Origin of the sequence: Geodermatophilus normandii (assembly GCF_003182485.1) — a bacterium.
Lineage (GTDB): Bacteria > Actinomycetota > Actinomycetes > Mycobacteriales > Geodermatophilaceae > Geodermatophilus > Geodermatophilus normandii.
In genome coordinates, this window is sequence record NZ_QGTX01000001.1 from 681772 (window position 1) to 702856 (window position 21085).

Sequence of the window (21085 nt, forward strand, 5' to 3'; positions counted from 1 at the left end):
CTCAGCTCCGCAGGTCGAGCGCGAGGTCGAGGATCGGCGAGGAGTGCGTGAGCGCGCCGACGGAGAGGAAGTCCACCCCGGTCCCGGCGACCTCGCGGGCGACGGCGAGGGTGAGCCCGCCGGTGGCCTCGAGCTCCGCGCGGCCGCCGACGAGCGCGACGACCTCCCGCAGCTGCGCAGGGGGCATGTTGTCCAGCAGCAGGAAGTCCGCGCCGGCCTCGACCGCCTCCAGCGCCTGGGCGGGGGTGTCGGCCTCCACCTGCACCGGCACCCGCGGCGCCCGCTCGCGCACGGCGGCCACGGCGGCGGCCACCGAGCCCGCGGCGGCGACGTGGTTGTCCTTCACCATCGCGACGTCGTAGAGGCCCATCCGCTTGTTCGACCCGCCGCCGCAGCGCACCGCGTACTTCTCCAGCGGCCGCAGGCCCGGGGTGGTCTTGCGGGTGTCGAGGACGACGGCGCCGGTGCCCTCGACGGCGTCGACCCAGGCGCGGGTGGCGGTGGCGATGCCGCTGGCCCGGCTGGCGATGTTCAGCGCGCTGCGCTCGGCGGCCAGCAGCGCGCGCACCGGCCCGCGGACGGTGAGCAGCACGTCGCCGCGGCGCACGCGGTCGCCGTCGGCCGCTCCCGCGGTCAGCGTGGCGCCGGGGGCCAGCCGGGTGAACACCCGGGCGGCCACGGGCAGACCGGCGACGACGCCGTCGGCGCGGGCGACGAGGTCGGCGGTGCCGTACTGCGCCGGCGGGACGGTCGCGGCGCTGGTGACGTCGAGAGCGACGGCGAGGTCCGGTGCGCCGGGCAGCACCGCGCCGCCGGCGAGGTCCTCGGCCAGCGTGCGCTCGACCAGGTCCTCGACCCAGGCCTCCGACAGCCCGGTGCCCTCCAGCGAGCGCGGGTCCCGGTCCACCGCCTCCCGGCTCACCACGGCTGCACCACCGGGGTGCCGACCGGGCGGCGGGTCAGGCGCAGGGCGCCCTCGGCGTCGAGGCGGACGTCGAGGTGCACCCGCCAGTCGGCCTCGGTGTCGGGGTGGTCCTCGCGCCAGTGGCAGCCGCGGGTCTCCCGGCGGGCGGTGGCGGCGGCGGTCAGCGCGCTGGCGACGGTGAGCAGGTCGGTGGCCTCCCAGCTCTCCACGCCCGGCGTGGCGCCGGCGCCGGTGGCCAGCCCGGCGGCGAGCGCGCCGAGCCGACCGGTGGCCTCGGCCAGGCCCGCGCCCGACCGCAGCGCGGCCACGCGGCCGGACATGGTCTCGGTGACCGCGAGCCGCCCGGCCGGGTCGAGCAGCCCGGACGTGCCGGCGACGGCCGCGCGGGCCGGCGCCGCCGGCGGCAGCGAGCGGGCCAGCTCCCCGCCGATGCGGGCCGCGAACACCAGGCCCTCGAGCAGCGAGTTCGACGCCAGCCGGTTGGCCCCGTGCACCCCCGTGCAGGCCACCTCGCCACAGGCGTACAGGCCGGGGACCGTGGTCCGCCCGGCCAGGTCGGTGACCAGCCCGCCGGAGGCGTAGTGCGCGGCGGGGGTGACCGGCACGAGGTCGGTCACCGGGTCGACGCCGGCTGCCCGGCAGCTGGCCACGATGGTGGGGAAGCGCTGCTCGAGGCCGGGCACGGAGCGGGCGTCGAGCCAGACGTGCTCGACGCCGTCGCGCAGCTGCACGCGGGTGATCGCCTTGGCGACGACGTCGCGCGGCGCGAGCTCGGCCAGCGGGTGGACGCCGACCATGAACCGCTCCCCAGCGCCGTCGCGCAGCACCGCGCCCTCGCCGCGCAGGGCCTCGCTGACCAGCGGCTGCTGCCCGCGGGCGCCGGGACCGAGGTACAGCGACGTCGGGTGGAACTGGACGAACTCCAGGTCGGTGGCGACCGCGCCGGCGCGCAGGCCGAGGGCCACGCCGTCGCCGGTGGACACCGACGGGTTCGTCGTCGCGGCGTAGACCTGCCCCATCCCGCCGGTGGCCAGCACGACCGCGCGGGCACGGACCGCGCCGACGCCGTCCTCGGTGCCCTCGCCCAGGACGTGCAGGGTGACGCCCGCGGCGCGGCCGGCGTCGTCGGTGAGCAGGTCGAGCACCATCGCGTGCTCGACGAGCGTGACGCCGGGGTCGCTGCGGACGGCGGCGTGCAGCGCGCGCTGCACCTCCGAGCCGGTGGCGTCGCCGCCGGCGTGCACGATCCGGTCGGCCGAGTGCCCGCCCTCGCGGGTGAGCAGCAGCCGGCCCGACGGGTCGCGGTCGAAGGCGGCGCCCCAGTCGATGAGCTGGTGCAGCCGGCCCGGGCCCTCGGTCACCAGCGCGGCGACGGCGTCGGGCTCGCACAGCCCGACGCCGGCGACCTCGGTGTCGCGCGCGTGCGCCTCCGGGGTGTCGGCCGGGTCGAGCACGGCGGCGATCCCGCCCTGCGCCCAGCGGGTCGAGCCGTCGTCGACCCGGACCTTGGTGACGACGGCGACCGACAGGCCCGCCGCCCGCGCGTGCAGCGCGACGCACAGGCCCGCGACGCCGGAGCCGACGACGCAGACGTCGGCCGTCAGCTCCCACCCGGGCGCCGGGGCGGCCAGCCGGGTGGGGAGACCGACCACCGGATCGGCCGCCAGGGAGGTCACCGGACGGGGACGCCGAGGTCGCTGCGCCGCTGGTCGGTCGCGCCGGGCACCGGCGCGGAGGGGTCGCCGCCCAGCTCGACGACGCGGTTGGCGCCGTCGACGTGCACGACCCTGGGGATGTGGCTCTTGGCCTCGGTCTCGTCCATCAGGCCGTAGCTGATGAGGATGACCAGGTCGCCGGGGTGGACCAGGTGCGCGGCGGCGCCGTTGATGCCGATGACCCCGGTGCCCCGCTGCCCGGGGATGACGTAGGTCTCCAGCCGCGCGCCGTTGGTCACGTCCACGATCGCCACCTGCTCGCCGGGGATGAGGTCCGCGGCGTCGAGCAGGTCCTCGTCGACGGTCACCGAGCCGACGTAGTGCAGGTCGGCCTGCGTCACCGTCGCCCGGTGGATCTTGGACTTGAGCATCGTGCGCATCATCGGGGCTCTCCGTGGGGCTGGGTCGGGCGGGTGAGTGTGACCGCGACGTTGTCGAGGAGTCGGGTGCTGCCGGCGCGGGCGGCCAGCAGGAGTCGGGCGGGGCCGGCCACCGGCGGGGGCCCAGGTCGGGGTCGGTCAGCTCGAGGTAGTCGGGCACCAGCTCCGGCGCGGTCGCGAGGACCTCGCGGGCGGCGGCGAGGACGGCGTCGGCGCCGCGCGGGCCGGCGTCCGCCCCGGCGCGCAGCGCCCTGCTCAACGTCGCGGCGCGGGCGCGCTCTCCCGGCGCCAGGTAGCGGTTGCGGCTCGACAGCGCCATGCCGTCGTCCTCGCGGACGGTGGGGACGCCGACGACCTCCAGCGGCAGCGCCAGCTCGCGGACCATCGCCCGGACGAGCGCGAGCTGCTGGTAGTCCTTCTCGCCGAAGAACGCGAGGTCGGGCCGGGTCAGGCCGAACAGCTTGGCGACGACGGTGAGCACGCCGGCGAAGTGGCCCGGCCGCACCGCGCCCTCGAGGACGGAGCCGAGCGGGCCGGGGTCGACGGTGACGCCGAGCGCCGCCGGCGGGTAGACCTCGTCGACCGGCGGGTGGAAGACGACGTCGGCGCCCTCCTCGGTGAGCGCGGCGAGGTCGGCGTCCCAGGTGCGCGGATAGCGGTCGAGGTCCTCGCCGGGGCCGAACTGCGTCGGGTTGACGAAGACCGACACGACGACGCTGCCGGCCCGCTCCCGGGCGGCGCGGACCAGCGCGCGGTGCCCCTCGTGCAGGGCGCCCATCGTCGGGACCAGGGCGACCGGGCCGGGCAGCTGCGCGACGAGCGCGCGCAGGTCCGCGGCGGTCTCGGCGACGGCGGGCCGGGCGCTCACCGCGAGCCCGCGGGGTCGGCGGCCTCGTAGAGCAGGTCGAGCAGCGGCGTGCCCTCGTGCCGCTTGAGCCGCCCCGCGGCCAGCGCGCGCTCGGTGGTCCGCTGCGCCATCACCACGTAGGCGGCCACCGACTCCGGCGCCCGCTCGGTGAGCGTCTCGAGGTGGTCGGCCACCGTGCCGACGTCGCCGCGGCTGACCGGGCCGGTCAGCCCGCGGTCGCCCCGGCGCAGACCGTTGTCGAGCGCGGCGGTGAGCAGCGGGGTGAGCACCCGGGCCGGGGCGTCGACGCCGGCCTCGCGCAGCAGGTCGGCGGCCTCGGCGACGAGGGTGACCAGGTGGTTGGCGCCGGTGACCAGGGCGGCGTGGTAGAGGCGCCGGTCGGCCTCGGCGACGAAGAACGGCTCGCCGCCCATCTCGAGGACCAGGGTCTCGGCGACCGGCCGGTGCTCGGGGCGGCTGGTGACGCCGAAGGGGGCGCCGGTGAGCCGGTCGGCGTCCTCGGGGGCGCCGGTGAAGGTCATGGCCGGGTGCAGGGCCAGCGGGAGGACGCCGGCCCGCTCGGCGGGGGCGAGCGCGGCGAGGCCGTGCGCGCCGGAGGTGTGGAACGCCAGCTGGCCGGCCCGCCAGGAGCCGGTCTCGGCGAGGCCGGCGACCAGGCCGGGGAGCGTGTCGTCGGGAACGGCGAGGACCACGAGGTCGGCGGCGGCGACCACCTCGTCGGCGGGCAGCAGCGGGGTGCCGGGCAGCAGCCGGGCGGCGCGCTCGGCGGAGGCGGTGGAGACGCCGGAGGCGGCGACCACGTCGTGGCCGGCGGCGGCGAGGGCGGCCCCGAGGACGGCGCCGACGCGGCCGGCGCCGACGACTCCGATCCGGAGCCGGGCGGGGGCGCTGGCGGCGGGCGGGAGCCCGGCAGCGCGGGGGGTCCTGCGGGCAGCAGGCATCGGACACTCCTCGTTCCAGTCCCTGGCGGGTACCGGACTCGGTGGGCGGGCCGTCGGCGCTGGCGGCCCTGGTGGTGCTGGTCGTTCGGCGGTGCCGGTCGTGCTCGGTGGTGCGGCAGTGCGGCGGGGCGTCCGCTGCGACCGGGTGTGTCACGCGGGCGACGCGCCGACGCGAGTGTGTGACCGCCTGCGGTCCCCTGCAACGCTGCGGCACTGTGGGGTGCCTCACGTGTCCCCCCGGGAGGGGGCCGAGGACGGCCGGAGGGCCCGCCCTACCGTGGGCGGCGTCACCGGCGCCGTGGCCGGCCGAACCGACAGGAGCGCGACGTGGGCACGTTCGAGGGACGCACCGCACTGGTCACCGGCGGCAGCCGCGGTATCGGGCTGGCCATCGCCCGCAGCCTGGTCGACCGGGGAGCGCGCGTGGTGCTCACCGCCCGCAAGCCGGAGGCGCTGGAGGAGGCGGTGGCCTCGCTCGGCGGGCCGGAGGTCGCCGTCGGGGTCCCGGGCAACGCCGGGGACGCCGGGCACCGCGCCGAGGCCGTGCGCACCGCGGTCGAGCGCTTCGGCAGCCTCGACCACCTGGTGGGCAACGTCGGCATCAACCCGGTCTACGGCCCCGTGGTCGACCTCGAGCTCGACGCCTTCCGCAAGATCCTCGACACCAACGTCGTCGGCACGCTCGGGCTGGTGCAGGAGGCCTGGCGGGCGTGGATGGGCGAGCACGGCGGCTCGGTGCTCGTGGTCGCGTCGGTGGCCGGGCTCAAGGCCTCGCCCAACATCGCCGGCTACGGCGTGAGCAAGGCGGCACTGATCAACCTGGTCACCCAGCTGGCCGTCGAGCTCGGCCCGAGGGTGACGGTCAACGCCGTCGCGCCGGCCGTGGTCAAGACCCGCTTCGCCGGCGCGCTGTACGAGGGCCGCGAGGCGGAGGCCGCCGCCGCCTACCCGGCCGGGCGCCTCGGCGAGCCGGAGGACATCGGCGAGGCCGCGGCCTACCTGCTCGGCGCCGGCTGGGTCACCGGGCAGACCCTGGTGCTCGACGGCGGCGCGCTCTCCCGCGGTCCCGCCTAGTCGCGGTAGCGCCGCCGGCGGCCGCCGGGGGTGACCCCGCTCTCGGCGAGGATCTGCGCCAGCCGTGCGGAGCCGGCATCCTCCTCGTCCCGGGGGACGGGCGTCACGTGGGCGCCGTGTCCCGCGGCGGTGGCGTGCACGGAGGGCCGCTCGACGGTGAGCTGCTCGGCCGGTGCCGGCGGCAGGAGGTCGACGGCCAGGTCGGTGCGGCGGCGGCGCGGGGCGCCCGCGTCCACGGGGACCGGCGGCGGGGTCAGTACGCGGGCGACCGGCTCGGGGTCGGGGGACACCACCGGGACGGCCACCGTCGCGGGAGCTGGGGCGCCCGGCCAGCCGCCGAGCTCGCGGTGGACGTCGGCGTGCCATCCCACCTGAGCGGCGACCTGGGTGGTCACCTGCGCCGTCGCCGCCGTCGCGGGCTCCAGCGGCTCCCGCCCGGTGCGCACCGACTGCGTCCGCATGACGACCCGCTCGACGTGCATCTCCCCCGCGTGGTGCAGGTCGCCGGCGTGCCGCTCGGTCAGCTCGGTGCGCAGCCGGCCGACGTCGGCCCGGAGCCCGGCCAGCTCGGTGCGCAGGCCGGCGAGCCGGGCGAGGTCGGCCCGCAGCGCACCGACCGCGGCGACCTCGGTGCGCAGCGCGTCGAGGCCGGTCAGGTCCCTGCGCAGCCCGGCCAGCTCGCTGCGGAGGCCGTCGAGCTCGCGGCGCATCGCGGCCTCCGCCTCACCGCGGACCCGCAGCTCCAGCTCCAGCTCGGCCTGCCGGTGCACCGCCGCCTCGCGCTCGAGCTCGGCCTCGAAGGTGCGGCGCAGCTCCGCCTCCACCGCGGCGGCGTCGGGGCCCGCGGGCGCGGTGGTCTCAGGTGCGGTGGCCTCGGGCCCGGTGGCCTCGGGCCCGGTGGCCTCGGGCGCCGTGACCTCGGGGCGTCGACCGGTGGCGAACGCGGCGCCCAGGCAGGCCCAGGCGACGGCGACCACCGAGACGCGGAGCACCCGCGGGTCGTCGGACAGGAAGACGACGGCCGTGGCGGCGGCGGCGAGCAGGCACGCCGCGACGAGTCCCGCCACGCGCAGCCCGGACGGTCGCGCCGTCGTGCGCGCAGCCGAGCCGGCCGCGTCCCCCGTCGTCCGCATGCCCATCAGGGTAACGGTCAGCGAGCCTCCGACTCCGGCACGGAGTCGTCCGTGCCGGAGCCGCTGCCGCTGCCGCTGGTGCCCTACTGCCGGGCGAGGGCGCCGTCGGAGCTGAAGACCAGGCCCATCGAGACCTCGCCCTGCGTGATGGCGGCCTTGGTGGCCGGGCCGCCGGCGTCGAACTCGCGGAACTCGGCGAACGTCAGGCCGTAGGTCTCCTCCAGGCCCGGCTGGCAGTACGGCCGGGTCGGGCACTCGGCCGGGCCGCCGAGGACCAGCGACCCGTCGCCGCACGCGTCGGCGAGCTCCGACAGCGTCGTCACGCCGAGCCGGTCCGCGAACTCCTGCGTGACCGCGAAGGCGTTCTGGTCGGCGGCCTCCGACGGCGTGCCGAAGGTCAGCCCGACCCGGTCGGCCAGCGGCTGCAGCGCGTCGCGGGTGGCCTGCGCGTCACCGCTGGCGATCGGGGTCGGGTTGGCGCCGTTGACCTGCGTGTTGAGGGCCTCGGTCACGGTGGCCAGGTACTCGGGGAAGACCTGCAGGTCGGTGCCGGAGATGAGCGCCGGCAGGTACAGGTCGCGGTTGCCGACCTCGCGCACGGTGGCGTCGAAGCCCGCCGCCCGCAGGACCCCGGCGTAGACGTTGCCCAGGATCGTCGACTCGGTGAAGTTGCCCGCGCCCACGACGATCGGGCCGCTGCCCTGCTCGAGGCCGTCGGTGACGCCGCTGTCCTCGACCCACGCGGCCGCGACGTCCTCGGCGCTCTGCCGCTCCAGGTCGACGGCGGCGTTCATGTCGATGAGCTGGTCGGTGGTGAGCGCGGCCGAGACCGCGTCGAGGGCCGGGACCAGCGCGGGGTTGGCCGCGGCGGTGGCCGCGGTGACCGCCGGCACGATGTTGTCGGCGTTCTGCAGCTCCTGGTCGTCCTCGAGCACGACGAGCTGGTCGCCGGGCACCGGGGCGCAGGCGTCGCCGCTGGCGGCCGAGCCGCTGGTCCCGGTGGCGCCGCCGGTCCCCGAGGAGCCGGACTCGCCGCAGGCGGCGGTCAGCAGGAGGCCGGTGAGCAGGAGAGGGGCGAGGGCGCGCTGCTTGCGCATGGTGGTCCGCCTTCTGTGTCCCGTGCGGCGTGCGGCCGCGACGCGTGTCTGGCGGGGTGAGCCCGCGCGGGACATGCAACCCCCGGGGCTCGGACCCGGGCAATCGCCGCACGGATGTGTTGCGCGGTCGTTACACCGCCGCGCTCACGACGAGATCCGGCTCACAGCGGGACGCCGCTGGCCGTGGGTTCCGGAACGGATCCGGCCCTCGGCGTCGTCCTGACCTGCAGGAACGGCAGCCGCCGGGGGCCGGGGGTCACCGCCCAGGACAGCGTCGCGAGCAGCAGTTCGGTCAGCAGCGCCAGGCCGGCCACGAGGATGGCGCCGGCGATCATCACGCCGTAGTCCTGCTGGCCGAAGCCGAGGTTGATCAGCCGGCCCAGCCCTCCCCCGCCGACCAGCGCGGCCAGGCCCGCCGTCGCCACCACCTGCACCGCGGCGGTGCGGATGCCGGTGGCGACCAGCGGCAGGGCCAGCGGCAGCTCGACGCGGCCGAGGACCTGGGCGCGGCTCATGCCCATCCCGCGCGCCGCCTCGCGGACCTCGGCGTCGACGCCGCGGAAGCCGACGAAGGTGTTGGTGAGGATCGGCGGGATCGCGAACACCGCCAGGGCGATCGTCGTCGCGCGGTTGCCGAAGCCGATGGGGCTGACGGCGAAGAGGGTGAGCAGCGCCAGCGTCGGGACGGCCCGGCTGACGTTGGACAGGACGACGACCATGCCCGCGCCGCGGCGCGCCGTGCCGAGGGCGACGCCGACCGGCAGGGCCACCACCATCGCCGCCAGCACCGCGACGGCGGAGATGCCGACGTGCTCCAGCGCGAGGTCGGTGATCCCGTTCGGCCGGGTCCAGTTGAACGGGTCGTTGAGGTACGTGATCGCCCGGCTGACGTCGTTCACGCCCGCACCGCCCGCGCCCAGGGGGTCAGCGCCCGCTCGGCGCCGGCCAGCAGGACGTCGGCCAGCAGCGCCAGCAGCACGCAGCCGACGGCGCCGGTGACGATCTCCGCGCGGTAGAAGTTCGCGGCGAACCCGCCGGTGATGAGCTGCCCGAGCCCGCCGTGGCCGACCAGGACGCCGACCGTCGTCAGCGCCACCGTGGACACCGTGGCGATCCGCAGCCCGGCCATGAACGCCGGGAGCGCGAGCGGCAGGTCCACCCGCCAGAACGTCTGGGCCGCCGACAGTCCCATCCCCCGCGCCGCCTCGCGGACGTCGGCGGGGACGCCCTGCAGGCCGGCCAGGAAGTTCCGCACGAGGATCACCAGCGAGTACGCGACCAGGCCGATCAGCACGGTGTTCGACGACAGCCCCGTGAACGGCACCAGCAGCGCGAACAGCGCCAGCGACGGGATCGTGTAGACGACCGTGGACAGGCCCAGGACCGGCGCCGAGAGGTAGCGGCTGCGCCGCGCCAGCAGGGCCAGCGGCAGCGCGACGGCCGCGCCGATGACCACCGCCAGCACGGTGAGCCGCACGTGCTCGCCGGTGTAGGTCAGGATGGAGTCCCAGTTGTCGGTCACGTAGGACGGGTCGAACCACGGGTTCGGGGCCTCGTCCACCGCGAGCAGCCCCACCGCGGGGTCGCTCACCGCGTCCAGCAGAGGGCGCGTACCCAGGGAGGTCACGCCGTGGACGCTACTGCCGGGAGCGGTCCGGACGGCAGCACGGGCGCTGCGCAGGAGATCCGGCTCGAGGGGGTCAGCAAGACCTACGCCGACGGGACGGTCGGCGTCGAACGGCTGGACCTCACCTTCACCGCCGGCGAGCTGTCGGTCCTCGTCGGGCCCTCGGGCTGCGGCAAGACCACGACGATGAAGATGATCAACCGGGTCATCGAGCCGACCACGGGGCGGATCCTCCTCGGCGGCGAGGACGTCACCCGGGTCGACCCCGACCGGCTGCGCCGCCGCATCGGCTACGTCATCCAGAACGTCGGGCTCTTCCCCCACCAGACCGTCCGGGACAACGTGGCGACGGTGCCGCGGCTGCTGGGCTGGGACAAGCGGCGCACCCGTGCCCGGGTCGACGAGCTCCTGTCCACCGTGGGCCTCGACCCCGCCGTCCACGGCGGGCGCTACCCGGCGCAGCTCTCCGGCGGCCAGCGGCAGCGGGCCGGGGTGGCCCGGGCGCTGGCGGCCGACCCCGCCGTCCTGCTCATGGACGAGCCGTTCTCCGCCGTCGACCCGGTGGTCCGGGAGCGGCTGCAGACGGAGTTCCTGCGGCTGCAGGAGACCGTGCGCAAGACGATCGTCTTCGTCACCCACGACATCGAGGAGGCCGTCCGGCTCGGGGACCGGATCGCGGTGATGAGCACCGGCGGCCGGGTCGAGCAGTTCGCGCCGCCCGCCGAGCTGCTCGGCCGCCCGGCCAGCCCCTTCGTGGCCGACTTCGTCGGAGCCGACCGCGGCCTCAAGCGCCTGGCGGTCACCGCGATCGGCCCGGACGACCTCGAGCGCCCGCCTGTGGTGCACGTCGCCGACGGCCTGGCCGACGCCCGGTCCTCGCTGCAGACCACCGGCGCCCGGTGGGCGGTGGTCCTCGACGACGACGACAGGCTGCACGGCTGGCTGTCGGCCGACCGGGCCGCCGGCGCGGGCACGGTGGGCTCGGCGGCGCGGCGGATGGATGCCTGGGTACCGGCCGGCGCGACGCTCAAGACCGCGTTCTCCACGATGCTGCAGCACGAGGCCGGCTGGGTGGCGGTCCTCGACGGCGACGTCTTCCTGGGGGTGCTGACCCCGGAGTCGCTGCACGCGGCGCTGCGCCGATCGGTCGACGGCACGGTCCCGGAGACGGCCGGCGCGGCGATCCCGGTGAGGTGACCGGCCCCTCTGCGGGATCCCGCTGCGAGCTCGCGAGCGGTGGCGGGGCGGAGGGGCCCTTCCCTAGGCCCGGACGCCGTCCCCCGGACGCCGCTCGTCGCGCTCCTCCGGCGGCACCCGGCACATCGACTCCAGCCACAGCGCGGCCGCGGCGAGCGCCGCGGAGCACAGCACGCCGACGACGGCGGTGACCGTGTCGCTGCCGGCCGCCTGCAGCCGGGACACCGCCGGACCGACGTGCAGCAGGACCCCGGCCCAGATCCCCACGAAGGCCGCGCCCACGAAGGCGCTGGCCTGGGCGAGGACGGCCAGCCGGGCCACCAGCATCGGCTCGACCGGGCGCACCAGCGGCGCGGCCGGATCGGCGGTCCGGGCGGTCTCCCCGCCGCGGGCCGAGCGCCGGGCGGCGCGCTGGGCGGCCAGGCGGGCGCGCAGCGTGCGGGCACCGAGCGCCTCGGCGACGGCCAGCACGGCCAGCGGGACCGGCAGCCACCAGCGCAGCGGCGGCAGGCTGCCGTAGGTGGCGCGGACCAGCAGCCAGGCGGCCAGCGCCAGCCCGGCGGCCACGATCACCAGGTCGCGGCGGCTCACCGGCCTCACTGCAGGTGCTCCCAGCGGACGACCGCCTCGACGTCCTCGGGCGGCAGCGCGGCGACCAGGTCGGCCACCCTCCCGTGCCCGGGCAGCACGGCGGTGGGGTCCAGCGACAGCCACGGCACCAGCACGAACGCCCGCTCGTGCGCGCGGGGGTGCGGCAGGGTGAGGGCCGGGTCGTCGGAGACCACCGGCGTCCCGTCGTCGGCGGTCACGGTGACCACGTCGACGTCGAGGGTGCGCGCCCCCCACCGGACCTCCCGGGTGCGGCCGGCGGCCTGCTCGAGCTCGTGCGCGCGGGCCAGCCAGCCGGCGGCGTCGCGGTCGCCGCGGACGAACGCCACCGCGTTGAGGTAGGGCGGCTGCTCGACCGGGCCCCACGGCGGCGTCTCGTAGAGCGTGGACCGGGCGACCAGGCCGTCGGCCACGAGCGCCTCGATGGCGGTGCGCAGCGCGCGGGCGCGGTCGCCGAGGTTGGCGCCCAGGGACAGCACCGCGCGGGTCATCGAGAGCCTTCTCCGAGTTCCGTCCCCCGGCCCTCTCCGGAGGCTCCCCCGAGCTTGCGAGGGGGGAGGGGGAGGGGGTCCTTCTGCCGCCGGATGGTGACGGTGACGTCGTCGAAGGGGACGCCGAGGTCGGCCTGCGGCTTGTGCACGGTGATCTCGGTGGCCTGCACCAGCGGGTCGGCCAGGCAGACGTCGGCCAGCCGCTGGCACAGCGTCTCGAGCAGGTCGACCGGCTCCCCGGTGAGGACGGCGTGCAGCCGCTGCGCCAGCTCGGCGTAGTCCACCGTCCTCGCCAGGTCGTCCCCGGCCGCGGCGGGACCGGTGTCGAGCTCCAGGACGGCGTCGACGGAGAAGGTCTGCCCGGTCTCCCGCTCGAAGCCGTGGACGCCGTGGTGGGCGTGCGCGGTCAGGCCGCGGACGGCGATCCGGTCGGGAGGCGTGCGGCCGGGGTGGTGGGGCGGGGGGGTGCTAGTCACGACGGGCCTCCTCGCGGGCGCGCTGGACGGCGGCGACGGTGCGGACGGCGTCGGCCGAGCCTGCGGCGTCGTGCACCCGCACGCCCCAGGCGCCGGCCTCCGCGGCCAGGACGGTGGTGGCCAGGGTGGCGGCGTCCCGCTCCTCGGCCGGGCGCAGCGCGCCGTCGGGACCGGCGAGCAGGCGGCCGAGGAAGGACTTGCGGGAGGAGCCGACCAGCACCGGCAGGCCCAGGGAGACCACGCGGGGCAGCGCGGCCAGCAGCGCCCAGTTGTGCGCCGCCTGCTTGGCGAAGCCGAGGCCGGGGTCGAGCACGAGCTGGGCGGCGTCCACCCCGGCCGACAGCGCGGCGTCGACCCGGGCCGAGAGCTCCGTGCAGACCTCGGTGACGACGTCGCCGTAGTCGGCCTGCGCGTACATCTCCCGGCTGTGGCCGCGCCAGTGCATGAGCACCCAGGGGACCCCGGCGTCGGCGACCAGCGCGGCCATCCCGTCGTCGGCCAGGCCGCCGCTGATGTCGTTGACGAGCACCGCGCCGGCCCCCAGCGCCGCCTCGGCGACCTCGGTGCGGGTGGTGTCGACGCTGACGCGGACGCCGGCGGCGGTCAGCTCGCGGACGACGGGGACGACGCGGCGGCGTTCCTCGGCGGCGTCGACGCGGTCGGCACCGGGACGGGTGGACTCACCGCCGACGTCGACGTAGTCGGCGCCCGCCGCGGCCATCGCCAGCCCGTGCGCGACCGCCGACGCCGGATCGGCGAAGCAGCCGCCGTCGGAGAAGGAGTCGGGCGTGACGTTGAGGACGCCCATGACCACGCACCGGCCCGGGTGCAGCAGCGCGGCGCGGCGCCCGCTCACCGGCCCAGGACGAGGCTCATCGCCTCGGCGCGGGTGGCGGGGTTGTCGCGGAACATGCCGCGCACGGCGGAGGTGACCGTCGTCGACCCGGGCTTGCGGATGCCGCGCATGCCCATGCACAGGTGCTCGGCCTCGATGACGACGATGACGCCGCGCGGCTTGAGGTGCTGGTCGAGGGCGTCGGCGATCTGCCGGGTCATCCGCTCCTGCACCTGCGGCCGGCGCGCGTAGACGTCGACCAGGCGGGCGAGCTTGGACAGCCCGGTGACCCGGCCGTCGTCACCGGGGATGTAGCCGACGTGCGCCGCCCCGTGGAAGGGCACCAGGTGGTGCTCGCAGGTCGAGTACATCGGGATGTCCCTGACCAGGACCATCTCGTCGTGGTCCTCGTCGAAGACCGTCGCGAGCACCTCGGCCGGGTCCTGCCAGAGGCCGGCGAAGGTCTCGGCGTAGGCGCGGGCGACCCGGGCGGGGGTGTCCCGCAGCCCGGGCCGGTCCGGGTCCTCCCCCACCGCCAGCAGCAGCTCCCGGACGGCGGCCGCGGCCCGCGCGGTGTCGACGTGCGCGGGATCCGCGCGGACCTCGTCCTCCGGTTCGTGCGCGAGGTCGGTCACCGCTGGGCAGGGGCGCCGACGTCACCGACCGGGTTGGTGCCGCCCTTGACCAGGCCGTTGCCGTTCCCGGCACCGTGCGGGCCGACGGCGGTCGCACCGTGCCCGTTGCCGTGGGACTGCGCGGCCAGCTCGGCGGGCGTGAGCACCGGCGGCTGGTCCGACGGCGTCCGCTTGCCGAAGCCGTTGTAGGGCGCCAGCGCCGGCCGCTTGGTGACCGGCGCGCAGATGCGTGCCATGTCCTCGCGGGACAGCGTCTCCCGCTCCATGAGCTCGAGCACGAGCTGGTCGAGCACCGCGCGGTACTCCACCAGGATCTCCCACGCCTCGTCGTGCGCGGCCTCGATGAGCGCGCGGACCTCGGCGTCGATGTCGGCGGCGACGGCCTCGGAGTAGTCCGGCCGCGAGCCCATGTCCCGGCCGAGGAACGGCTCGGAGTCGGTGCTGCCGTACTTCACCGCGCCCAGCTTGGCGCTCATGCCGTACTGGGTGACCATCGCGCGGGCCATCGAGGTGGCCTTCTCGATGTCGTTGCCGGCGCCCGTGGTCGGCTCGTGGAAGACCAGCTCCTCGGCCGCCCGCCCGCCGAGGGCGTAGGCCAGGGTGTCGATCATCTCCGAGCGGGTCTGGGTGTACTTGTCCTCGGTCGGCAGGACGAGCGTGTGCCCGAGCGAGCGGCCGCGCGGCAGGATCGTCACCTTGTGCACGGGGTCCAGGTTGGGCAGCGCGTGCGCCACCAGGGCGTGGCCGCCCTCGTGGTAGGCGGTGACCTTCTTCTCCTTCTCGCTCATCGCCCGCGTCTTGCGCTCGGGACCGGCGATGACGCGGTCGATCGCCTCCTCGAGCGTCTCGTCGGTGATGACCGAGCCGCCGTGGCGGGCGGTGAGCAGCGCGCCCTCGTTGAGCACGTTCGCCAGGTCCGCCCCGGTGAAGCCGGGGGTGCGGCGGGCGACGGTCTCGAGGTCGACGTCGGGAGCGAGCGGCTTGCCCTTGGCGTGCACCTGGAGGATCTGCTTGCGGCCCTCGAGGTCGGGCCGGTCGACGGCGATCTGCCGATCGAAGCGGCCCGGGCGCAGCAGCGCGGGGTCGAGGATGTCCGGCCGGTTGGTGGCGGCGATCATGATGACGCCGCCCTTGACGTCGAAGCCGTCCATCTCGACGAGCATCTGGTTGAGCGTCTGCTCGCGCTCGTCGTGACCGCCGCCCATGCCGGCACCGCGGTGCCGGCCGACGGCGTCGATCTCGTCGACGAAGATGATCGCCGGGGCGTTCGTCTTGGCCTGCTCGAACAGGTCGCGCACCCGGCTCGCGCCGACGCCGACGAACATCTCGACGAAGTCCGAGCCGGAGATGGAGAAGAACGGCACGCCGGCCTCGCCGGCCACCGCGCGGGCGAGCAGGGTCTTGCCGGTGCCGGGCGGGCCGAACAGCAGCACGCCCTTGGGGATCTTGGCGCCCACGGCCTGGAACTTGACCGGGTTGGCCAGGAAGTCCTTGATCTCCTGCAGTTCCTCGATGGCCTCGTCGGCCCCGGCGACGTCGGCGAACGTCGTCTTCGGGGTGTCCTTGGTGATCTGCTTGGCCTTGGACTTGCCGAAGGCCATGACGCCGCGGCCGCCGCCCTGCATGGAGTTGAACAGCCAGAACAGCAGCAGCAGGAGGATCAGGAACGGCAGGAAGCTGATCAGGACGCTGACGAAGACGTTGTCCTGCGTGACGTTCGTCGTGAAGTCGACGCCCTCACCGGTCGTCTGCCCGTCGCCGTCGATCCCGGAGACCAGGGAGAAGACGTCGTCGGAGGCCCCGATCGGGTACGACGCGGTGATCTTGTCGTTGCCCTCGACGGCGGTGCGCAGGTCGAGGTCGAGCGTCTGTTCCTTGTCGTTGATCGTGACCGACTCGACGTTGCCGCTCTGGATCTGCTGCAGGGCGACCGACGTCTTGACCTGCTCGTAGCTGGAGCCGCCACCGAGGAAGGAGGACAGACCGAGGGCCACCAGGACGACGAGGACGACCCAGAACCACACGGAGCGGAAGATCTTCTTGCGTTCCATACACCGATGCCGGGCGGCCGGAGGTCCCCGGCCTGGCCCGTCCACCCTCCTGATCGTCCGGGTGACGCTCCGCGCGACCCGGGCGGGCACCCTGGCGCTCGGTCCAGCGTCGTTGCGCTCGACGGTACACCGGGGAGGCTGTGCGTCCCCTGTGATCGCGCTGCCCGGAGGCCGTGCGCTCCCCCCTCCGGAGGACCCCGCTACGCCGAGTAGACCTGCGGCTTGAGCGTGCCGATGTAGGGCAGGTCGCGGTAGCGCTCGGCGTAGTCGAGGCCGTACCCGACGACGAACTCGTTGGGGATGTCGAAGCCGACGTAGCGCACCGGGACCTCGACCTTGATCGCGTCGGGCTTGCGCAGCAGGGCGCAGACCTCCAGCGAGGCCGGGCGCCGGCTGCCGAGGTTCTTCAGCAGCCAGGACAGCGTCAGGCCCGAGTCGATGATGTCCTCGAGGACCAGCACGTCCATGCCGGAGATGTCGCGGTCGAGGTCCTTGAGGATGCGCACGACCCCCGAGGAGCTCGTGGAGCTGCCGTAGGAGGAGACGGCCATGAACTCCATCTGAGTGGGCAGCCGCAGCGCACGGGCGAAGTCGCTCATGAACAGCACCGCGCCCTTGAGGACGCCGACGAGCAGGACCTCGCGGCCCTCGTAGTCGCGCGCGATCCGGTCGGCGAGCTCGGTGATCCTGCCCTGGATCTGCTGCTCGGACAGCAGCACGTGGTCGATGTCGGGGCCGTAGCCGTGGTCGGGCCCCAGCTCCGCAGTGGTCGACTCCGCAGTGGTCGACTCCGCAGCGGTCGACGCGGTCTCGCTCACGGGTGCTGCTCCTCCGGGTCGGGGGCGACTCCGGCCCTCCCGCCCGGGGAGCCGGCGGGCCGCAGCACCAGCCTGCCAGACGCCCGGAGCGCCTCCGCACCGTCCGGCAGGGCGACCGGCCCCTGCCCGCGCCACGCGGTCAGCAGCGCGTCGACCGCCCGCAGGTGCACCGCCTGCAGGTCGCCCACACCCGCACCCCGCAGCCACCCGCGCAGCACCCGCCGGCGCAGCGCGGCCGGCAGACCGGCCACCTCCGCGGTCGGCAGGCCTTCCGGGCCCGCCACCCGTGCGAGGTGCTCCCCGGCCAGGGCGTCGAGGACCTCGAGGTCCTCGCGCAGCAGGTCCGCCGTCCGGGCCAGGGCCGGCGCGACGCCGCCGCCGAGGACGTCCTCGAGCAGGGGCAGCACCTCGGCGCGCAGCCGGGCCCGGCGGTAGGCCGGGTCGGTGTTCCACGGGTCGTCCCACACCGGCAGGCCCGACTCGGCGCAGGCGGCGCGCGCGGTCGCCCGCCGCAGGCCGAGCAGCGGTCGCCAGAACGGCGGGCGCTCGGCCACCATCCCGGCCACCGACCGCGGACCGGACCCGCGGCCGAGGCCGAGGAGCACCGTCTCGGCCTGGTCGTCGAGGGTGTGACCGAGGGCGACGCGCGCCCCGGAGTCGCCGGCGCACCGGGTCAGCGCGGCGTACCGGGCGGTGCGGGCGGCGGCCTCCGGGCCGCCCGCGGTGCCGACGTCGACGGGGACGACGAGCACCGGGTCCAGGCCCAGGCCGCGCAGCAGACCTGCGGTGTCGCGCGCCCGCTGCGCCGAGCCCGGCTGCAGGCCGTGGTCGACGGTCACCGCCCCGGCCGGCACCCCGGCGCGGGGTGCCTCGAAGGCGACGGCGGCGGCCAGCGCGAGGGAGTCCGCTCCCCCGCTGACGGCGACCAGGACCGGCTGCGCGGAGGTCCGCAGGCCCGGCCGGACGGCGCTGCGGACGGCCGCGACGGCCGGCGGCGGGCCGCTCACCGCAGCCGGGGCGTCAGGCGGGAACGGCCGGGCGGCCGTGCACCCGCTCGACCCAGCGGGCCGGCTGGGTGAGCTCCTCGACCAGCGGCAGGTTCTCGGGCCCGGCCCACACGCGGTTGAACCCGTCCATGCCGACCAGGTCGACGACGCCGCCGACGAAGGTCCGCCCGTCGGCGTACTGCTTCATCTTCTGCTCCAGGCCGAGCAGCCGCCGCAGCACGCGGTCGATCGGGCTGCGGCCCTTGCGCCGCTGGGCGAAGCGCTTGCGCAGGGTGCGCACCGAGGGGACGACGTCGGGGCCCACGCCGTCCATCACGTACTCGGCGTGCCCCTCGACCAGGCTCATCACGGCGGTGACCCGGTCGAGGACGGCGCGCTGCTCGGGGTCGCGGACCAGCGCCATGAGGCCGGCCGACCCGCCGTCGTCGTCGCTGCCGCGCACCGCGTCGGCCAGGCCGCGGACCAGGTCGGACATGCGGTCGCGCAGCGCGTCGGGGCTGAGGTCGGTGGCCTCCACGAACTCGGAGATCTGGGCCTCGAGGTGGTCGCGCAGCCACGGGAAGGCGGTGAACTGCAGCTGGTGGGTGACCTCGTGCAGGCAGACCCACATGCGGAAGTCGGTCGGGTCGACGCCCATGCGCCGCTCGGCGTCCACGATGTTCGGGGCGACGAGGAGCAGCCGGCCGCCGGTGCCGAACACCTCGTACTGGCCGAGCACCCGGGAGGACAGGAAGGCCAGCAGCCCGCCGGCCTGCACGCCCGTAGCGCGCGAGCCGATGGCGGTGGCCAGCGGGCCGGGCGGGTTCTCCGACCGCTCGAGGAGCGCCCCGGCCAGCGGGTCGAGCAGCGCGGCCATGCCGGTGGTGTTGGCGTCGATCCAGCCGGGCCGGTCGACGACGGCGACCTCGGGGACCGGACCGCCCTCGACCGGGTGCAGCCCGGTCAGGCCCTCGACGTGGGTGACGGCGGCCGCGGCGGCCTCGTGCAGCTCGCGGACGACGGCGGCGGCCTCCTCCCGCGTGGTCGCGGGCCCGGGCCCGGCCAGCCGGCGGGCGGTCCGCCCGGCGAGCCCCCAGTCGACGAGTGCGCTGCTGCTCATCGCCTCACGGTACGCGGGCGACCGGTGCGCCACCCCCGGTCACGAGCACCCGCAGGAGGCCAGCGCGGCCGCCACGGCGTCCAGCGCGGCCTCCTCGGGCCCGCCGCCACCGGTGGTGCCGTTGGCCACCAGCGCGTAGGCGAGCAGCCGCCCGTCGGCGGTGACCACGGTCCCGGCCAGGGCGTGCACGCCGAGCAGGGTCCCGGTCTTCCCGCGGACGGAGCCGGGAGCCGTGGCGGGGTCGGCGTCGCCGCGGTCGGCGAGCGTGCCGTCGTAGCCGGCCACGGCCAGGCCCGAGACCACCGCCGAGGTGCCGGCCAGGGAGCCGTCGGCGGCACCGGCGAGCACGTCGGCCAGGACGGCGGGGGTCACGAGGTCCAGCCGGGACAGCCCGCTGCCGTCGTGCAGGTCGACCTCGGAGGTGTCGATGCCGGCGTCGGCGAGCGCGTCGGTGACCGCCTGCGCGGACCCGTCGAAGGTGGCCGGCAGGCCGCGGGCGAGGGCCACGTGGCGGGCCAGCGAGTCGGCCAGCAGGTTGTCCGACTGCGACAGCGCCTGCTCGACCAGCCGCGCGACCGGCGCCGAGCGGACGCTGCCCAGCGTCGTGGCACCGTCGGGGGCCTCGCCCAGCTCGACGGTCGCCCCGGGGACGTCGAGCGCGTCGGCCAGCGCCCGCCCGGCGTCGGTGCCCGGCGTCCCGCTGCGGGGGTTCTCCCCGGGGGTCACCCGGGCGCCGTCCACCGCGGCGGCGGTGACGGGCGCGGCGTAGCTCGACGGCGCGTCCTCGGGGCCCCAGCCCTCCGCGGTCAGCGGCCCCTCGAACAGCGAGGTGTCGACGACGACCCGGGCGACGGTCGTGCCCGGCGGGAGCGCGGCCCGCACCTGCGCGGCGAGGTCGGCCACGGTCGCCGCGCCCGGATAGGTGAGCGACGGGCCGGTGGTCGAGAGGGTCGGGTCCCCGCCGCCGACCAGCACGACCTCGTCCGGCGCGGCCCCGGCGACGACCGTCGTCTCCAGCGTGTCGTCGGGGTCGAGGGTGGTGAGCGCGGCGACGGCGGTGAGCAGCTTGGCCGTCGAGGCCGGCGTCACGGGCTCGTCGGCGTCCTCGTCGAACAGGGTCTCCCCCGTCGCGACGTCGACCACCTCGGCGCCCAGGCCGCCGGCCAGCGCGGGCGCCGCCAGCAGCGGGCCGAGCACGGCCGAGAGCGCGGCGGGGTCGGGCGCGGGGGCCTCGGAGGACAGCGCGGCGAGCACGGGCGCGGGCTCGCCGACGTCGGGGAGCGCGGCGGTGGGCCCGGCCGCGGTACCGCCCGCGCCGGCGTCGCCGCGGCCGAGGAACAGCAACCCGCCGGCGACCAGGACGGCCACCACGAGGAGGGCCAGCACGCCGACCAGGACGCGCCGGCGCAGCCGGCGGTAGCTCGGCGTGACGGTCGTCGACCCGCTCGGCTCGATGGTGCCCACCCCCAGGAAGAGACCCCCGGGCGGACCTGCACCGGTGGGCCTGATACCGGTGGGCCACACTACGTGCCGTGCAGTTCGACGTGACGGTAGAGATCCCCAAGGGCCAGCGGAACAAGTACGAGCTGGACCACGCCACCGGGCGCATCCGGCTCGACCGGATGCTGTTCACCTCGACCCGGTACCCGGCCGACTACGGGTACATCGAGAACACCCTCGGTCAGGACGGTGACCCGCTCGACGCCCTGGTGCTCCTCGAGGAGCCGACCTTCCCCGGGTGCCTGATCACCTGCCGGGCCATCGGCATGTTCCGGATGACCGACGAGGCGGGTGGCGACGACAAGGTCCTCACCGTCCCGGCCACCGACCCCCGGATGGCCCACCTCCAGGACATCACCGACGTCTCGGAGTTCGACCGGCTGGAGATCCAGCACTTCTTCGAGACCTACAAGGACCTCGAGCCGGGCAAGTCGGTCGAGGGCGCCAACTGGGTCGGCCGCGCCGAGGCGCAGGCCGAGATCGAGGCCTCCATCAAGCGGGCCCAGGAGGCCGGCGGCCACTGACGGCCCCCTCCCCCGGCCCTCCGAGCGCACGACGGACGACCGACGGCGGTGCACCCCACCCGGGGCGCACCGCCGTCGTCGTC

General features: G+C 76.2%; 21 protein-coding genes and 1 pseudogene. 3 read left to right on the forward strand and 19 right to left on the reverse strand.

Annotated features, from left to right (window positions below):
- Nucleotide 1: 1 nt before the first annotated feature.
- From nadC to JD79_RS03470, 5 genes and pseudogenes are all read right to left on the reverse strand, one after another.
- Nucleotides 2–925: a carboxylating nicotinate-nucleotide diphosphorylase gene (gene nadC, locus JD79_RS03450; protein WP_245899618.1), complete on the reverse strand. Its 924-nt coding sequence runs from the start codon at nucleotides 923–925 to the stop codon at nucleotides 2–4.
- Nucleotides 919–2601: an L-aspartate oxidase gene (locus tag JD79_RS03455; protein WP_110007384.1), complete on the reverse strand. Its 1683-nt coding sequence runs from the start codon at nucleotides 2599–2601 to the stop codon at nucleotides 919–921. Before JD79_RS03455 ends, nadC begins: the two co-directional genes overlap by 7 nt.
- The gene (gene panD / locus JD79_RS03460) at nucleotides 2598–3023 is read right to left on the reverse strand and encodes an aspartate 1-decarboxylase (RefSeq protein ID WP_110007382.1); all 426 of its coding nucleotides are present in this window, start codon (nucleotides 3021–3023) and stop codon (nucleotides 2598–2600) included. Before panD ends, JD79_RS03455 begins: the two co-directional genes overlap by 4 nt.
- Nucleotides 3024–3207: 184 nt before the next feature.
- Nucleotides 3208–3888 (reverse strand): annotated as a pseudogene (gene panC, locus JD79_RS03465) (pantoate--beta-alanine ligase); the annotation flags it as partial.
- The gene (locus JD79_RS03470; RefSeq protein ID WP_110004400.1) at nucleotides 3885–4829 is read right to left on the reverse strand and encodes a Rossmann-like and DUF2520 domain-containing protein; all 945 of its coding nucleotides are present in this window, start codon (nucleotides 4827–4829) and stop codon (nucleotides 3885–3887) included. The pseudogene panC and the gene JD79_RS03470, both read right to left, overlap by 4 nt.
- Before the next feature lie 327 nt (nucleotides 4830–5156).
- Here JD79_RS03470 and JD79_RS03475 point away from each other — a divergent pair, with 327 nt between their 5' ends.
- Nucleotides 5157–5903: an SDR family oxidoreductase gene (locus tag JD79_RS03475; protein ID WP_110004401.1), complete on the forward strand. Its 747-nt coding sequence runs from the start codon at nucleotides 5157–5159 to the stop codon at nucleotides 5901–5903.
- Here JD79_RS03475 and JD79_RS03480 read toward each other — a convergent pair.
- From JD79_RS03480 to JD79_RS03495, 4 genes are all read right to left on the reverse strand, one after another.
- Nucleotides 5900–7036: a DUF6779 domain-containing protein gene (locus tag JD79_RS03480; RefSeq protein ID WP_146220376.1), complete on the reverse strand. Its 1137-nt coding sequence runs from the start codon at nucleotides 7034–7036 to the stop codon at nucleotides 5900–5902. The genes JD79_RS03475 and JD79_RS03480 overlap by 4 nt on opposite strands.
- An 83-nt stretch (nucleotides 7037–7119) precedes the next feature.
- Entirely contained in the window at nucleotides 7120–8133 is a 1014-nt protein-coding gene (locus JD79_RS03485) for a glycine betaine ABC transporter substrate-binding protein (RefSeq protein ID WP_110004403.1), read from the reverse strand.
- Between the two features lie 161 nt (nucleotides 8134–8294).
- Nucleotides 8295–9032, reverse strand: a complete 738-nt coding sequence (locus tag JD79_RS03490) for an ABC transporter permease (protein WP_110004404.1) — start codon at nucleotides 9030–9032, stop codon at nucleotides 8295–8297.
- Entirely contained in the window at nucleotides 9029–9760 is a 732-nt protein-coding gene (locus JD79_RS03495; RefSeq protein ID WP_245899621.1) for an ABC transporter permease, read from the reverse strand. Before JD79_RS03495 ends, JD79_RS03490 begins: the two co-directional genes overlap by 4 nt.
- Before the next feature lie 3 nt (nucleotides 9761–9763).
- Here JD79_RS03495 and JD79_RS03500 point away from each other — a divergent pair, with 3 nt between their 5' ends.
- Nucleotides 9764–10957, forward strand: a complete 1194-nt coding sequence (locus tag JD79_RS03500) for an ABC transporter ATP-binding protein (RefSeq protein WP_211307848.1) — start codon at nucleotides 9764–9766, stop codon at nucleotides 10955–10957.
- A gap of 63 nt (nucleotides 10958–11020) precedes the next feature.
- On the opposite strand, the gene JD79_RS03505 is transcribed toward JD79_RS03500, so the two are convergent.
- The 10 genes from JD79_RS03505 to dacB all read right to left on the reverse strand — a co-directional run bounded on the left by JD79_RS03505 (nucleotide 11021) and on the right by dacB (nucleotide 20442).
- A complete protein-coding gene (locus tag JD79_RS03505) occupies nucleotides 11021–11548 on the reverse strand; it encodes a DUF3180 domain-containing protein (RefSeq protein WP_245899623.1) in 528 nt (175 codons plus the stop codon).
- Nucleotides 11549–11553: 5 nt separating this feature from the next.
- On the reverse strand, nucleotides 11554–12057 hold the full coding sequence (gene folK, locus JD79_RS03510; protein ID WP_110004407.1) for a 2-amino-4-hydroxy-6-hydroxymethyldihydropteridine diphosphokinase: 504 nt from the start codon (nucleotides 12055–12057) through the stop codon (nucleotides 11554–11556).
- Complete coding sequence (gene folB, locus JD79_RS03515; RefSeq protein ID WP_110004408.1) at nucleotides 12054–12533, reverse strand: dihydroneopterin aldolase; 480 nt, start codon at nucleotides 12531–12533, stop codon at nucleotides 12054–12056. Before folB ends, folK begins: the two co-directional genes overlap by 4 nt.
- The gene (gene folP, locus JD79_RS03520) at nucleotides 12526–13389 is read right to left on the reverse strand and encodes a dihydropteroate synthase (RefSeq protein ID WP_245899625.1); all 864 of its coding nucleotides are present in this window, start codon (nucleotides 13387–13389) and stop codon (nucleotides 12526–12528) included. The genes folB and folP overlap by 8 nt, the downstream gene beginning before the upstream one ends.
- Nucleotides 13386–14003 carry a GTP cyclohydrolase I FolE gene (folE, locus tag JD79_RS03525; RefSeq protein WP_110004409.1) on the reverse strand — a complete coding sequence of 206 codons (618 nt, stop codon included), beginning with the start codon at nucleotides 14001–14003 and terminating at the stop codon, nucleotides 13386–13388. Before folE ends, folP begins: the two co-directional genes overlap by 4 nt.
- Nucleotides 14000–16054: an ATP-dependent zinc metalloprotease FtsH gene (gene ftsH, locus JD79_RS03530; protein ID WP_110004410.1), complete on the reverse strand. Its 2055-nt coding sequence runs from the start codon at nucleotides 16052–16054 to the stop codon at nucleotides 14000–14002. The genes folE and ftsH overlap by 4 nt, the downstream gene beginning before the upstream one ends.
- Nucleotides 16055–16254: 200 nt before the next feature.
- Nucleotides 16255–16872 carry a hypoxanthine phosphoribosyltransferase gene (hpt, locus tag JD79_RS03535; protein WP_425454164.1) on the reverse strand — a complete coding sequence of 206 codons (618 nt, stop codon included), beginning with the start codon at nucleotides 16870–16872 and terminating at the stop codon, nucleotides 16255–16257.
- Nucleotides 16869–17879 (reverse strand): tRNA lysidine(34) synthetase TilS, encoded by a 1011-nt coding sequence (gene tilS, locus JD79_RS03540; protein WP_110004411.1) that lies wholly within the window; start codon nucleotides 17877–17879, stop codon nucleotides 16869–16871. Before tilS ends, hpt begins: the two co-directional genes overlap by 4 nt.
- Nucleotides 17880–17892: 13 nt before the next feature.
- Entirely contained in the window at nucleotides 17893–18978 is a 1086-nt protein-coding gene (locus JD79_RS03545) for a zinc-dependent metalloprotease (RefSeq protein ID WP_110007388.1), read from the reverse strand.
- A gap of 39 nt (nucleotides 18979–19017) precedes the next feature.
- Nucleotides 19018–20442, reverse strand: coding sequence for a D-alanyl-D-alanine carboxypeptidase/D-alanyl-D-alanine endopeptidase (dacB, locus tag JD79_RS03550; RefSeq protein ID WP_110004412.1), 1425 nt, complete (start codon nucleotides 20440–20442; stop codon nucleotides 19018–19020).
- A 68-nt stretch (nucleotides 20443–20510) separates the two neighbouring features.
- On the opposite strand from dacB, the gene JD79_RS03555 reads away from it, so the two are divergent.
- A complete protein-coding gene (locus tag JD79_RS03555) occupies nucleotides 20511–21002 on the forward strand; it encodes an inorganic diphosphatase (protein WP_093577771.1) in 492 nt (163 codons plus the stop codon).
- The last annotated feature ends 83 nt before the right edge of the window (nucleotides 21003–21085 follow it).

Excerpts from the sequence above, each read along its gene's own strand:
- ftsH (WP_110004410.1), bottom strand. The coding sequence starts at position 16,054 with ATGGAACGCAAGAAGATCTTCCGCTCCGTGTGGTTCTGGGTCGTCCTC.
- folK (WP_110004407.1), bottom strand. The coding sequence starts at position 12,057 with ATGACCCGCGCGGTGCTGTCCCTGGGCGCCAACCTCGGCGACCGCGCC.
- panD (WP_110007382.1), bottom strand. The coding sequence starts at position 3,023 with ATGATGCGCACGATGCTCAAGTCCAAGATCCACCGGGCGACGGTGACG.
- JD79_RS03480 (WP_146220376.1), bottom strand. The coding sequence starts at position 7,036 with ATGCGGACGACGGGGGACGCGGCCGGCTCGGCTGCGCGCACGACGGCG.
- JD79_RS03545 (WP_110007388.1), bottom strand. The coding sequence starts at position 18,978 with ATGAGCAGCAGCGCACTCGTCGACTGGGGGCTCGCCGGGCGGACCGCC.
- JD79_RS03485 (WP_110004403.1), bottom strand. The coding sequence starts at position 8,133 with ATGCGCAAGCAGCGCGCCCTCGCCCCTCTCCTGCTCACCGGCCTCCTG.
- JD79_RS03470 (WP_110004400.1), bottom strand. The coding sequence starts at position 4,829 with ATGCCTGCTGCCCGCAGGACCCCCCGCGCTGCCGGGCTCCCGCCCGCC.